The organism is Actinocrispum wychmicini (genome assembly GCF_004345645.1).
GTDB lineage: Bacteria > Actinomycetota > Actinomycetes > Mycobacteriales > Pseudonocardiaceae > Kibdelosporangium > Kibdelosporangium wychmicini.
Map to the genome: position 1 here is coordinate 768002 of NZ_SLWS01000005.1, position 13693 is coordinate 781694.

Consider the following 13693-nt stretch of genomic DNA (forward strand, 5'->3'; position numbering starts at 1 on the left):
AGCCTGTGCCGAGATGACTGAGACTGCTGGCGGCCGGTGGGTGTCGCGGTTGGCCCGCCGAATGGGCCATCGACTGGACTTGGCGTTCTTCACCGAGAACGTCGGTAAGCCGTTGAGCCGGCCGGGGTGGTCAGTGGCCCGCGTCGGCCTGCTTGTCGTGTCGCTCGTGCTTTTCGCTGTCGTCCTCGGGTGTGTCGGGCTGGGGTTGTGGTGGGTGGTCGCGGACTTTCCCAGTTGGCTGCTGGTTCCCGGGCTGTTGATGATGCTGCTTGGGTGGGCGTTGCTGCCGCGGCTCGGGCGTGTCGACGAGTGGGGCGCGGTCGCGCCGGCGGACGCACCACGGTTGCGCGCGCTGGTCGACTCAGTGTGCGCCGCGGTCGAATGTGCCGTGCCTGACGTTGTCATCGTGGACTCCAGATTCAACGCGTCCGCCGGTGTCGTCGGCTGGCGGCGACGCAAGGTGCTCCGGATCGGGCTGCCGCTGTGGGGCGCGCTGGAGCCTGCGGAACGCGTGGCGCTGCTCGGCCACGAGGTCGGCCACTTCGTCAACAACGACCCGATCCGCGGCCTGCTCACCCGGCCCGCGCTCACCGTCTTCGGGCCGCTCGCGGAGGCTGTGCGTCCACACCCGGACATGGCGAACGCCGGGTACGCGCTGGACTTCGTGATCAAGGCCGTGTTGATCGTGGTCTCGCCGGTCCTGTGGGCGGTCTCATGGGCGTTGTCCGCCATCCACCTTGGCCTGCTGGCCGTCGCATCCCGTGACCATCAGCGGGCCGAATACGCTGCTGACGTGCTCGCCGCGCGCGTGGCCGGCACGGATGGCGTCGTCGGTCTGGTGGACACGCTCGTGATGGGTGAGTCGATCGTCATGGCGATCCGGGGTGCGGAGCTGTCAGCTGAGCCGGGAGCGGCATCGTGGCGGGTAGCCGCCACGCGGGTCAGGCAGGGCGCGGACGTGAAGGTCGCGCGTCAGGTGTCGGTCCGCGAGGACGCGTCCTTGTGGTCGTCGCATCCGCCCGCTGGTTACCGGGCCCGGATGATCGAGGCACTGCCGGCTCACGAGGCGCTGGTCACCCTGTCCGAGGAGGACTTGGCGGCGATCGATCGTGAGGTGGCCGCCTGGTACAAGCGCGCCGGCCGCGACATCAGCACGTAACCGCGTGATCAACTTGCTGGTCAGCGGGGTGTCGGTGCGGCGGTGTCGGTGGGGCGTGCTTCGATCGGGGCGTGGTGACGAAGTCCGCGCCGCTCCTTGTCCGGGCTCCGCGCCACCCTCGTGGGGAGCTGAGCTGGGATGACGCGGCCGCCCGGCTGATCGAGGGTGGCGGTGGCGGTTTTCGTCGTGTCCTGGGTGGGCCGGGGACGGGGAAGACCACGCTGCTCGCCCACATGGCGGCGACGAGGATCGCGGCGGGGGTCAGCCCGGAGAACATCCTCATTCTGACCGCGAGCCGTAAGGCGTCGGACAGCCTGCGGACGCAGATCACCACCCTGCTGACTGATGGCGGGTTGCGGACAGTGAGAGATCCGCTGGTCCGGACCGTCCACTCGTACGCGTTCGCGGTGCTCAGGTTGCAGGCTTCGGCGCGGGGCGAGCCGGGGCCTCGGTTGTTGTCCGGGCCTGAGCAGGACTCGGTCGTTCGTGACCTGCTTGGCGGCGACCTGGAGAACGGGGCGGTGGACTGGCCGGAACGGCTGCGGCCGGCGTTGGCCGTTCCCGGGTTCGCCGACGAGTTGCGGGATCTGCTGCTGCGGGCGTCCGAGCGTGGGTTGGGGCCGGACGACCTGGTCGAGTTGGGGCGGGAGCACCAGCGGGACGAATGGGTCGCCGCCGGGATCTTCGGGCGCCAGTACGAAGAGGTGACCATGCTGGCCGGGGCCGCGGACATCGGTGTCGCCCAGGCCATCGGGGCGGCGTTGGACGCGGCCGAGCTGGTGGACACCGCGTTGGCGGCGTTCGAGACCGACGAGGCGCTGCTGGCGGTGGAGCAGTCGCGAGTGCGGCACCTGTACGTCGACGACGCGCAGCACCTCGACCCGCTCCAGTATCGGCTGGCGCGGGCGTTGGGGGACACGGCGGCCGAGTTCGTCGTGTCCGGCGACCCCGACCAGACCATCTTCTCGTTCCGCGGCGCCGATCCGTACCTGTTGACCGACGCCGATCCGGGTAACACAAGGACCGTTGTCCTGAGCACCGGCCATCGGATGTCCGCGCAGGTCAGGGCCGCTGTGGGGCGCCTCGCCGACCGGTTGCCGGGCGCCGGGCCGCAACGGCGGTTCCAGCCGGGCATGCCGGGCAACGGGAACGTGCTCGTCCGGTTGCATCCGTCGAGCGCGGCCGAAGCCAACTGGGTGGCGGACCAGCTGCGACGGGCGCATCTGATCGACGGAGTGCCGTGGTCCGAGATGGCCGTCGTCGCACGGTCCGCCACGCGGTCCTTCGCCGTGCTGCACCGCGCGATGGCCGCGGCTGGCGTGCCGGTCGCGATCCCGACGGATGAACTGCCGTTAGCGCAACAGTCGGCGGTACGGCCGTTCCTCGCGTTGCTGCAGTGCGCGGCCGATCCGGTGGCGCTGGACGCGAGCATGGCCGCGATGTTGCTGTCGTCACCGTTGGGCGGCGCGGACCCGATGGCGTTGCGGCGGCTGCGGCGCGGGTTGCGGCGGCTGGAGCTGGCGGCAGGTGGTGAACGGTCGAGTGACGAGCTGTTGGTCGAGGCGTTGGACACGCACGACAGGCTGGTCGCCCTGGAGGACGCCGAGGCGGCCCCGCTGCGGCGGATCGCGGCCCTGCTCGCCGACGCGCGCAAGGCCATCGCCGACGGGGTCGGGGTGGAGCAGGTGCTGTGGGGGCTGTGGCGGGGCAGCGGCATGGAACGGCGGTGGGTCGCTCAGGCCGAGCGCGGCGGAACCGCTGGGGCGCAAGCGGATCGTGACCTGGACGCGGTGGTCGGGCTGTTCTACGCGGCGGCCAAGTACGCGGACCGGTTGCCCGGCGCCGGTGTCGCCCGATTCGCTGACTACCTTGCGTCGCAACAGATCGCAGGGGACAGCCTGGCCGCGCAGGCGCCGGTCGGCGAGTCGGTCGCGTTGTTGACGGCGCACTCGGCCGCCGGGCGTGAGTGGACAGTGGTCGTGGTGCCTGGGGTGCAGGAGGGGGCGTGGCCGGACCTGCGGCTGCGTGGGTCGCTGCTCGGGGTCGAGCGCATGGTGGACGTGCTGTCCGGGGTGTACGTGGACGAGCACGTGTCCCAGACCGCGCCGATCCTCGCCGAGGAACGCCGGTTGTTCATGGTGGCGTGCAGCCGGGCCCGGTGGCGGCTGCTGGTCAGCGCCATCCGGGGCGAGGAGGAGCAGCCGTCCCGGTTCCTGTCCGAGCTGTCCGAGTACGAGGACGAAGAACTGCCTTTCGTGGCAACGTCTTCGCAGCGTTCGCTGGTGCTGGCGGACCTGGTGGGCGAGCTGCGGCGGGTCGTGTGCGACGGCGCGGAACCCGCGCTTCGGCGGCGGCGCGCGGCCCAGCAGTTGGCGCGGCTCGCGTCCGCCGGTGTGCCGGGCGCGGACCCGGACTCCTGGTACGGGCTGGCCGACATGTCGAGCGCCGCGACCCTGCGGGCACCGACCGAAGCCGTCCGAGTCTCGCCGTCCACTGTGGACGTTCTGTCCCGGTGCCCGCTGCGGTGGGTGGTCGAACGACACGGCGGCCAGGACCCGGTCGAGCTGCATGTCGTGACCGGGACACTGGTACACGCCCTGGCGCAGGCCGCGGCTGAGGGCGCCGACGAACGCGAGCTGCGGGCCCAGCTCGACCAGGCATGGAAGTCGGTGGACGCGGGCGCGCCCTGGTACTCACGCCGTGAGCAGCAGCGGGTGCACGCCATGCTGGACACGTTCCTCGCCTGGCTCACCGGCAGCCGCCGGGAACTCACCCAGGTCGCCATCGAACACGACGTGGACATCGACCTGCCCCTGGAAGAGGGCGGCCCGCCGATCCGCCTGCGCGGCCGCGTCGACCGCCTGGAGTCCTCGGCCGACGGCGACCCGGTCGTGGTCGACATCAAGAGCGGCAAGAGCCCGGTGACCAAGGAGGAGGCGACCGCCCACCCCCAGTTGGCCGTCTACCAGCTCGCGGCGGCATACGGCGCCTTCGTGAAACTCGGCCTGTCCAGCGAGTCCGGCGGCGCCCGGTTGGTGTTCGTCGCGAAGAAGGACCGCCGGTCCGGCGCGGCGGAACGCGTCCAGGAGCCCGTCACGGGCGACGCTGTGGACGAGTGGCTGACCATCGTCCGGAAAGCCGCGGCGGACAGCATCGGCCCTGACTACGACGCCCGCGAGAACCCGGACTGCCCCCGCTGTCCGGCGAAGACCACCTGCCCACTGCACCCGGCAGGCCGGCAGGTGACGGAGTGAGAAAAGATGGAAACTTATCGATCTCGCGTCGGTTAATATACGACTATGCTGTTCGCGGCGCCCGAGCTGGATGCGACTGATCGCGCGGTACTGGACCTGATCGAGGACCAGCACCGGCGGCTTCGGCCGCTCGTCGCCGCGCCCAGGCGATGGAGCGGGCTCCTTCGTAAGGTCGCGCTGGCCCGTGCCGTGCGCGGCTCGAATGCGATCGAAGGCTTCACGGTCACAGTCGATGACGCGTTCGCGATTCTCGACAATCAGGAGCCACACGAAGCCGGTGAGCTCGCCTGGCGTGCGGTGCGTGGATACCGCGACGCCATGACCTACGTGCTCCAGCTCGCGCAGGAACCGCGACTCGACATCTGCACCCACACCTTGCGCGCGTTGCATTTCATGATGCAGCAGTACGATTTGACGAAATGGCCGGGGCGGTGGCGTCCCGACGACGTCCATGTGCCGGGTCTGATCGACGAACTCGTCGCCGCGGTGAACGGGTCTGGGACAACGCCGGTCCTGGTTCGAGCTGCGATGGCGCACCTTGACCTGGTGGCGATCCAGCCCTTCAAGGAAGGCAACGAACGGATGGCTCGCTGCCTGCAAACGCTTGTTCTGGCCGGCGGCGGGCGGTTCGCCGCGCCGGAGTTCGCGTCGATCGAGGAAGACCTTGGCCGAAACGACCAGGAATACCGGCATGTGCTCGCCCTGGTCACTGGCGGGTTGTGGGATCCGGGCCGGGACACCAGGCCGTGGATCCGGTTCTGCCTGACCGCGCACTACCGGCAGGCGTTGCGAATCGTGTACCGAGCCGAACATGTCAGCAGGCTGTGGGTCTGTGCGGAGGAGGAGATCTCGCGCGCCGGACTGCCTGACCGGTGTGTGCAGCCGTTGGTCTACTGCATGTCGGGGCGGCAGTTGCGGAACTCGACGTATCGCCAGCTCACCGAAGGGGTGAGCCAGAACGTCGCCGGCCGTGACCTGGTCGACCTGGTTCGGGCCGACCTGCTGGACGCGCGGGGCGAGAAAAGGGGCCGGTACTACGCCCCATCGCCGAGGATGCGCCTCGCCGCGGTCGCGTCGGCCGAGTTGTCCGTGGAGGGGAATCCGTATGAGATGACTCCGACATGAACATCACCCCCCGACAGCTGGCGGCGGCGCTGGGGCTGCCCGCGCCGACCGAGGAGCAGGCGACCGTGATCGCGGCGCCGGCCGAGCCGGCGCTGGTCGTGGCGGGGGCGGGGGCGGGCAAGACGGAGACCATGGCCGGCCGGGTGGTGTGGCTGGTCGCGAACGGGTTGGTGGTGCCCGAGCGGGTGCTCGGGCTGACGTTCACGCGGAAGGCCGCGCGGCAGTTGGCGGACCGGGTGCGGGCCCGGTTGCGGCGGCTGGTGGGGTCCGGGGTGCTGGAGCGGCTGGATCCGAGTGGGGTACGGAAGGCCGCGGTCATCACCGGGGAGCCGACCGTTCTCACGTACCACGCGTACGCGGGGCGTTTGGTCGCTGAGCACGGGCTGCGGTTGCCGGTCGAGCCTGCCGCGCGACTGTTGACGGAGACGGCGTCGTGGCAGTTGGCGCATCGCCTGGTGTCGACGTGGGTGCACGACCTGGACACCGACCGGGTGCCGGCGACCATCACCCGGTATGTCCTCGATCTCGCCGGGGAGATGGGGGAGCACCTGGTCGAACCGGAGAAACTGGCGCGGCACGCCGAGGAGCTGTGCCGGTTGATCGAGTCGGCGCCGCGGGGGCCGAGACAGGCCGCGGAACCGTCCCAGAAGTTGAAGGAAGTCATTGTGGCGCAACGGTTCCGTGTTGCGCTGCTGCCGTTGGTGCAGGCGTACGCGGAACGCAAGCGGCGGGACGGCGTGCTGGACTTCGCCGACCAGATGGCGATGGCCGCCCGGCTCGCGCGCGACCACCCGGAGGTCGCCCAGGGGGAACGAGCCAGGTACGGGGCCGTGTTGCTGGACGAGTACCAGGACACCGGGCACGCGCAACGGGTGCTGCTGCGGTCGTTGTTCGGTCGCGAGAACCCGATGACGGTCACCGCTGTGGGGGACCCCGCGCAGGCGATTTACGGCTGGCGCGGCGCGAGCGCGGCGAACCTGCCTCGGTTCACCACGGACTTCCCGCGCGAGGACCTCCGGCCGGCGACCAGATACGGGCTGCTGACCAGTTTCCGGAACCCGCCTGAGGTGCTGGAGCTGGCGAACCGGACCTCGGCGCCGCTGCGGGCGGCCGGGCTTGAGGTGGACGAACTGCGGGCCCGGGAGGACGCGGGCCCGGGGGATGTGCGCTGCGCGTTGCTGAGCGACGTCCAGGCCGAGCTGGAGTGGATGGCGGACGCGGTCGCCGGCCGGTGGCTGTCCGCGGTGGAGGCCGCCGGGAAACCGCCGACCGCCGCCGTGCTCGTGCGGCGTCGTTCGGACATGGCCGACATCGCGACCGCGTTGCGCGCCAAGGGATTGCCGGTCGAGGTCGTCGGGCTCGGCGGCCTGCTGGACGAGCCCGAGGTCCGCGACCTGGTGAGCACGCTGCGTGTCCTGGTCGACCCGTTGGCCGGGACGGCGGCGACGCGTCTGCTGACCGGTTCGCGGTGGCGGATCTCCGCGGCGGACCTGGCCGCGTTGTGGCGCCGGGCCACCGAACTGGCCGGGTTGCACGCGTCCGACCAGACCGACCCGTTGCTCGGCGCGGTGCCGGGGGAGCGCGCCGAACAGGCCGGGTTGGTGGACGCCTTGGACGACCCCGGCGACCCCAAGCGGTACTCGACCGGTGGGTACAACCGGATCCGCAGCCTCGGCCACGAGCTGACGCAGTTGCGGCGCAGGCTCGACCAGTCGTTGCCGGAACTGGTCGCCGACGTGGAACGGACCATGCAGCTGGACATCGAGGCGTCGGCCCGGCCGGGGCCGATCGCCCGGGTGCACCTGGACGCCTTCGCCGACGTGGTCTCCGACTACGCGGCGCACAGCCCGTCCGCGACCCTCACGTCCTTTTTGGACTATCTGACCGCCGCGGAGGACGCCGAGGACGGCCTGGAGCCCGGCGAGGTCACGGTCGCCGAGGACCGCGTGCAGGTGCTGACCGTGCACTCCGCCAAAGGCCTGGAATGGCAGGTCGTCGCCGTTCCGCACGTGGTCGTGGACGTGTTCCCGACCAGGCGGCGCGGGTCGAGCTGGCTGCGTTCGGTCACCGAGCTGCCCGCGTCACTCCGCGGCGACGCGGCCGACCTACCCGACCTGCGGGTGTCGTCGGACCTGAACCGCAAGGAGGTCGAGGAGGCACTGGCCGACCACTCCGAAGGCTTCGCCGAACGGGCGTTGACCGAGGAGCGGCGGCTGTTCTACGTGGCGTTGACCCGGTCCGAGCACAGCCTGCTGGTCTCCGGGCACTGGTGGGGCCGGACCGGGACGAAACCGAAGGGGCCGTCCGAGTTCCTCGCCGAACTGCCCGAAGTGGACAAGTACATTGTGGACCAATGGGCGCCGGCGCCACCGGACGACGAGGAGAACCCGATCGCCAACGCCGCCCGGACCGCCCAGTGGCCGGTCGACCCGCTCGGCAAGCGCCGCCAGGACGTCCTCGACGGCGCCGAGGGGGTCCGCGCGGAGATCACCCGGCTGCGCCGGGGAAAGCCCAGCGCCGAGGACCAACTGCTGCTGCCCCTGGAGGACGAGGACCCGGACGGCTGGATCCGCGACACGGACGTGCTGCTCGCCGAACGCGCCGCCGCGTTGACCAGACGGGAGAAAGTCCTGCTGCCCCGCCACCTCTCGGTCAGCCAGCTGGTCGAACTCGCGGCGGACCCGGAAGCCCTGGCCCGACGGCTGCGGCGACCGCTGCCGTTCCCCCCGAACCCGGTGGCCCGCCGGGGAACCGCGTTCCACGCCTGGCTGGAACGGCGGTTCGGGTTCGGCCGGCTGCTGGACCTGGACGAACTGCCCGGCGCGGCCGACGACGGCGCCGTGGTCGACGAGGAACTGGACGTCCTGCAGGAGGCGTTCCTGGCCAGCGCCTGGGCGGACCGGATCCCCCACGAGGTCGAAGTCCCGTTCACCTGCGACGTGGACGGGATGTCCATCCGAGGCCGGATGGACGCGGTCTACTCCGACGACGACGGCGGCTGGACCGTGGTCGACTGGAAAACCGGCCGCGTCCCCGACAAGGACCACCTACCAGCCCTGGCCGTGCAGCTGGCGGCCTACCGACTGGCGTGGGCACAGCTCACGGGAATCGAAGTGGACCATGTGCGAGCCGCATTCCACTATGTCCGACACGACCACACCCTGCGGCCCGCAGACCTGCTCGACGCTGAAGGCCTGCGGGCTTTGGTGCGTTCGGTGCCGGAACCGTAGCTACCGTGCGGGTGTTCGCCGGCGGCGTGTCGAGAAGACTGCGGCAGCTCCGACGAGCAACGCGACAGCGCCGAACCCGCTGAGGCCGATGACGTTGGCGCCGGTACTGGCCAGACCACCGTGGGCCGCAGGCGTCACCACCGCCGGTGGCGTGCAGTCCGCGGGTTGTGTCGGCAGCGGGCCATCGCCTGGTATGAAGTCCAGCCAACCGTCTACCGGCTTGTCCCGCAGCAACCAGATGAACTCCTCCCGGTCCTCGTTCGTGATCCGCCAACCGGCCGGCGGGAAGGCGAACAGCTTGTAGTCCGGGCCGACGGGGAGGTTGGTGAACTCGAAGAAGCCGTTCGCGTCCGAGATGGCTTCCGCCACGATGGGGCAACGACCCTCACTGGTGAGGACGACCCGGACACCGGCAATGGGCTGCCGGGGCCCGCCGTGGTCGCGGCCCTGTGGGAAATAGGCGGCGTCGCCGCGGATTCCACCGATACCGCCCGGCAAAAGAGCCCGGTCGCCCGCGCTGGGCTCGTGCTCGGGATCGTAGAGTCCGGCGTAGTTGAAGGTACAGCCGACCATGACCCGCCCGAACTTGACTGACGCCTCCGGCACCTTTTCGCTGACGTCCAGGACCTTGGTCTCGCCGGCGTCCACGTTCACCCCGCCGACGACCAGGTCACCCCAGCCCGGCCCGGTTCCGCGGAGCTGGAAAGGCCAGCCGGCGCCGCCGTCCGGATCCAGATAGAGGTACCCGTCAAAACGCACAGTGTCGGCATCGGGGTTCGTTTGGTGTCCGCTCACCGTTGCCCTGGGCTTCCCGAACTCCGCGGACATGTCAACCTGGGGCACTTCCTGCGCCTGTGACCGTTTGCGAGGGCGTAATTTATGGTCGACCCGTCCGCGAGTCAAAGCGAAAACACCAAGTTGCGCCGGGTGGCCCAGTCGAACAGTTGAACAGCGAAGCCTTCCCTGCTTGCAATTCAAGGCGCCAACCCGCCGATCCCCGGCGGAACGACACCGCGCCGGACCGGATACGGTCGACTTTATGCGACGACGGGTCGGGATTCTCGGGACAGTGCTTATGGCCGCTGCGATCGCCGGATGCCAGCACACGGAAACCGGGCAGCCGGTCGCGGCCAGCGGCGTCTCATCGGCCGCTCGAACGCCGACCCCGGGCACCAAGGCCCTGACCATCCGGTCGGTGATCGAAGAACAACCGGTTCCCAGCTCGCCTTCGACAGTGCCGTCCACAGTGCCGTCCGCTCCAGTCGCCTCCGACGCCGACATCGCCGCGGCCAAGCAGACGCGTCAGAACGTCGGCCTCACAAGCGATCCGCAAGCGCGGCAGCAGGCATTCGCCAGTCTCGACTGTTCACTGCCGGATCCGCTGATGGGTCACGAGGACACCAATCTCCCCTTGGTCGCGTGCGGCAGCGGGTCCAAGTACGTGCTGGACAAGGCAATGCTCACTGGCAAGGACGTCGCTGACGCCTTTGTCGGCAAGAGTTCGGATGGGCACACGCCGGTGGTGAGCCTGTCCCTGACCGACGCCGCGACATCCGTCTGGGCGGACTTCACCGCGGCGAATGTCGGCAAACAGGCCGCGTTCGTGGTTGGCACGTCAGTGGTGTCGGCGCCGATGATCCAGGCGCCGATACCAGGCGGGCGGGTTGAGGTCTCCGGCAGTTTCACCGAGGCGGACGCGCGGGACATCGTTCGGAGAATCACCGGACGCTGAGGCGGCTATCGGGCGTTGTCGCGGACGCGAAGTGCCCAAGCCACCAAAGGCCATTGCAGGGGCAGGCGAAGGAACGCGACCACTCGGTGCGGCAGGGGCCGGCGTTTGCGGTGGTAGTCCAGGGCCATTTTCACGTTTCCCGGGAAGACCGCCACGAACAGCAGGGCGGCGAGCAGGGCGCCGAAGCGGCGGGTTCGGGGGATCGTGATCAGCAGGGCTGTGCCGAGTTCGCCCAGTCCTGAGGCGTATGTCCAAGTTCGGGCCTTGCCGGGCAGTTCGCGGGGAATGAGGCGGTCGTACGGTTTGGGCATCAGGAAATGCAGTGTGCCTGAGGTGCCGAGGAGCAGGGAGAGGGCAAGAGCGCGCCGGGATTCACTCATGACATCGCAGGCTACTCGCGAGTAGGTGTATCCACGAGTCCTCGGTTCGGTCAGCCGCTAGTCTGCGCGACGACGGCGACCGACTGGGGAGTACGCGGAATGAACAGGCGGCAGAGCGCGTCCGACCGGCTGACCGACCGGCCGGGGCATTCGCTGGTCGGTGTCCTGCGGGTGCCGGAGAACCGGGTCAGCCCGGTCGCCGCGATCGTCCGCCGGGTGCTGCTGGCGCTGCTGATCCTGGCCGCGGCCGTGCTCGTCGTGTACTTGGACCACGACGGGTATCGGGACGTCAACGGCGACGGCGTCTCGTTCCTCGATTCCGTGTACTACGCGACCGTGTCGTTGTCGACCACGGGATACGGCGACATCACGCCGGTTACCGACTCCGCGCGGCTGGTCAACGTCCTGGTCGTCACGCCGTTGCGCATCCTGTTCCTGATCGTGCTGGTCGGCACCACGCTCTCCGTCCTCACCGAGCGGTCCCGGCAGGCGTACAAGATCCAACGTTGGAGGGCGAAGGTGCGGAACCACGTGGTGGTCATCGGGTTCGGCACGAAGGGCCGGTCCGCGGTCAGTGCGGTGCTGACCGAGGGCCTGAAGCCGGGCCAGATCGTTGTCGTGGACACCGAACAGCGCGCGCTCGACTCCGCGTCCGCGCTCGGCCTCGTCACCGTGCACGGCTCAGGCACGCGGAACGACGTGCTGAGGGTCGCGGGTGTGGACAAGGCGCGGGCTGTGGTCGTGGCCGCGAACCGTGACGACTCGGCGGTCCTGATCACGCTGACCGCCCGCGAGCTCGCGCCGGACGCGCAGATCGTGGCAGCCGTACGCGAGGCCGAGAACGTGCATTTGCTGCGTCAGTCGGGCGCGGACACGGTCGTGGTGTCCAGCGAGACCGCTGGACGGTTGCTGGGGATGGCCACGCACGCACCGTCCGTTGTGGAGATGGTGGAGGACCTCACCACGCCGGAGACCGGGCTGGCGATCGCCGAACGGGACGTGGAGCAGAGTGAGATCGGCGGGTCGCCGCGGCACCTGCCGGACATCGTGCTCGGCGTGGTCCGCGGCAAGAAGCTGTACCGCGTCGACTCCGCGCAGGCCGACGCCATCGAAGCCGGTGACAGGTTGCTCTACGTGCGTAAGGTCACCCCACCCAGTGAGCAGTGACGGCGGTCCCGCGTTCTGACAACATCGGGTGGGTGGAGGTGCGTCCGAACGCGGTTCGGCTGGGGATCGTCGTACTGCTCGGAGTGGCGTTCACCCTGACGCTGTGGTTGGTGGCGCCTGGGCTGTTCGGCCTGTCCACGGCCGCGCCGGCCACCACCCAGGTGAGCGCGACGGTCAAGAAGGGCGTCGGCTGCGGCCAGGCCGGCGACGGCGAGGTCGTCACCTTCCGGCAGAACGGCCAGGAGCACGAGGCCAAGTTCGACGGCTGCGGTCACCAGGACGGCGAATCGGTCGACGTCAGCGTGCCGACCGGGCCGACCGGCCCCGGGATGGTCGTGCACGCCGCCGAGGCCACGACCGGCGACAGCGGATCCAGCCGGGGACTGGCCTTCGTCTTCTTCCTGTTAAGCAGCTTCGCGGGCGGGGCCTTCGCCGTCAACTGGTTCTGGCCGGTGGTGAAACCTCAGGACACCGCGTCTGAGGGAACATTGTAAGTGTTGCACTGAAAAGTCCGGTTCTTCGTATAGCCCTGTTGCTGCCAAGCGCCGTAATGAGCGCGCGTGCCGTGGTCACGCGGACCGTTCGGGTTGTTGTCGTCGCCGCGCGTGTACCCGTCCTTGAGCATCTCGTTGACGATGTTGTCGTCGATCGAACCCTTGCCGTTCCACGCGCCTGCGAACCACATCCCGCCGAAACACTCGGCCTGCAGCTCGAACCGCCGGTTGATCTCCAGACCCGCCGCGGTGTCCGCGCCCGCCGCGTACTCGTCGTCGAACGAAGCGTCCATCACGCCCGACACGGCCTGGACGTGATGCCCGAACTCGTGCGCCATCACCGCCAGGTACGAACCTGGATGCGCGCCGATCTCCTTGGTGTGCAACCCCTCGTACGGCAGGTACAACGTGTTGTCCGCCGAGCAGTAGAAGGCCGCGGCCTCGGAGCCCTTGGTGGTGCCGCACGGGCTGTTCCACGTCGTGCCGGTCGGGAACGCCAGCTTCGGCGAGAAGTACGGCAGGTTCGCGCGCGCCAGCACGGGCTTCCACTCGGCTTCGAGGCACGGCAGGGTCGCGGTGAAGAACGCCTTGGCGGACTCCGGGTCGCTCTTCCACCTCGGCAGGTTGCACGTGGACGTGTTCGTGCCGTTCTCACCGCCGAACAGGGGGTTGTTCTTGGTCTGGTGCACCGGTTGCGGGCCGGACGGCCGCGACGAGGAAGACGTCGGTGTGCTCGCCCGCGACGAGGAAGACGTCGCCGTGGCCGAGGACGTGGTGGTCGTCGTTGTCGTCGTGCTGAAGGCGGTGGACGTCGTCGGAACCGGTGACGCCGAGGTGGTGGGGTAGTCGTTGTAGCCCGAGTCGGCGACGCTCGACGAGTGCTTCTTGGCGGTCGCCGACAACACCACGATCAGACCCACGGTCACCACGAGCACACTCACCAGCGAGACCGTCACGATCAGACCCGTGCGCTGCTTGCGCGGCCGGAACATCGGCTGCGGATGCCACGCCGGCACCGTCGGCGGTGGAAGCACGGGGATGGGCATCGCCCTGGGCGGCGGCGCGACCGGCATCGGCGGCGGATACGGCCCACGTCCATATGGCCCATAGGGTCCGCCTGGAGGTGGCCCGTACGGCGGTCGAGTCATTTCC

10 protein-coding genes are annotated in these 13693 nt (G+C 69.6%); 7 read left to right on the forward strand and 3 right to left on the reverse strand.

Features of this window, described 5'->3' with window-relative positions:
• Window positions 1-13: 13 nt before the first annotated feature.
• The 4 genes from EV192_RS25655 (at window position 14) to EV192_RS25670 (ending at window position 8768) form a co-directional block, all read left to right on the forward strand.
• Window positions 14-1159: a M48 family metallopeptidase gene (locus tag EV192_RS25655; protein ID WP_165960595.1), complete on the forward strand. Its 1146-nt coding sequence runs from the start codon at window positions 14-16 to the stop codon at window positions 1157-1159.
• 71 nt (window positions 1160-1230) lie between these two features.
• Window positions 1231-4413 (forward strand): ATP-dependent helicase, encoded by a 3183-nt coding sequence (locus EV192_RS25660; RefSeq protein WP_132119572.1) that lies wholly within the window; start codon window positions 1231-1233, stop codon window positions 4411-4413.
• Between the two features lie 45 nt (window positions 4414-4458).
• A complete protein-coding gene (locus tag EV192_RS25665) occupies window positions 4459-5538 on the forward strand; it encodes a Fic family protein (RefSeq protein WP_132119574.1) in 1080 nt (359 codons plus the stop codon).
• Window positions 5535-8768, forward strand: coding sequence for an ATP-dependent helicase (locus EV192_RS25670; protein WP_132119576.1), 3234 nt, complete (start codon window positions 5535-5537; stop codon window positions 8766-8768). The genes EV192_RS25665 and EV192_RS25670 overlap by 4 nt, the downstream gene beginning before the upstream one ends.
• On the opposite strand, the gene EV192_RS54035 is transcribed toward EV192_RS25670, so the two are convergent.
• Entirely contained in the window at window positions 8769-9527 is a 759-nt protein-coding gene (locus EV192_RS54035; protein WP_165960596.1) for a carboxypeptidase-like regulatory domain-containing protein, read from the reverse strand.
• A 280-nt stretch (window positions 9528-9807) separates the two neighbouring features.
• Here EV192_RS54035 and EV192_RS54040 point away from each other — a divergent pair, with 280 nt between their 5' ends.
• A complete protein-coding gene (locus tag EV192_RS54040; RefSeq protein ID WP_165960597.1) occupies window positions 9808-10500 on the forward strand; it encodes a SecDF P1 head subdomain-containing protein in 693 nt (230 codons plus the stop codon).
• A gap of 5 nt (window positions 10501-10505) precedes the next feature.
• On the opposite strand, the gene EV192_RS25685 is transcribed toward EV192_RS54040, so the two are convergent.
• Complete coding sequence (locus EV192_RS25685) at window positions 10506-10880, reverse strand: DoxX family protein (protein WP_132119582.1); 375 nt, start codon at window positions 10878-10880, stop codon at window positions 10506-10508.
• Between the two features lie 99 nt (window positions 10881-10979).
• On the opposite strand from EV192_RS25685, the gene EV192_RS25690 reads away from it, so the two are divergent.
• Window positions 10980-12047, forward strand: coding sequence for a potassium channel family protein (locus EV192_RS25690; RefSeq protein ID WP_132119584.1), 1068 nt, complete (start codon window positions 10980-10982; stop codon window positions 12045-12047).
• 32 nt (window positions 12048-12079) lie between these two features.
• Window positions 12080-12541, forward strand: coding sequence for a hypothetical protein (locus EV192_RS25695; protein WP_132119586.1), 462 nt, complete (start codon window positions 12080-12082; stop codon window positions 12539-12541).
• Here the strand turns inward: EV192_RS25695 and EV192_RS25700 are convergent.
• On the reverse strand, window positions 12511-13614 hold the full coding sequence (locus EV192_RS25700) for a neutral zinc metallopeptidase (protein WP_165960598.1): 1104 nt from the start codon (window positions 13612-13614) through the stop codon (window positions 12511-12513). The genes EV192_RS25695 and EV192_RS25700 overlap by 31 nt on opposite strands.
• Window positions 13615-13693: the final 79 nt, after the last annotated feature.

Excerpts from the sequence above, each read along its gene's own strand:
- EV192_RS25655 (WP_165960595.1), top strand. The coding sequence starts at position 14 with ATGACTGAGACTGCTGGCGGCCGGTGGGTGTCGCGGTTGGCCCGCCGA.
- EV192_RS25665 (WP_132119574.1), top strand. The coding sequence starts at position 4,459 with ATGCTGTTCGCGGCGCCCGAGCTGGATGCGACTGATCGCGCGGTACTG.
- EV192_RS25670 (WP_132119576.1), top strand. The coding sequence starts at position 5,535 with ATGAACATCACCCCCCGACAGCTGGCGGCGGCGCTGGGGCTGCCCGCG.
- EV192_RS54040 (WP_165960597.1), top strand. The coding sequence starts at position 9,808 with ATGCGACGACGGGTCGGGATTCTCGGGACAGTGCTTATGGCCGCTGCG.
- EV192_RS25685 (WP_132119582.1), bottom strand. The coding sequence starts at position 10,880 with ATGAGTGAATCCCGGCGCGCTCTTGCCCTCTCCCTGCTCCTCGGCACC.
- EV192_RS25690 (WP_132119584.1), top strand. The coding sequence starts at position 10,980 with ATGAACAGGCGGCAGAGCGCGTCCGACCGGCTGACCGACCGGCCGGGG.
- EV192_RS25700 (WP_165960598.1), bottom strand. The coding sequence starts at position 13,614 with ATGCCGGTCGCGCCGCCGCCCAGGGCGATGCCCATCCCCGTGCTTCCA.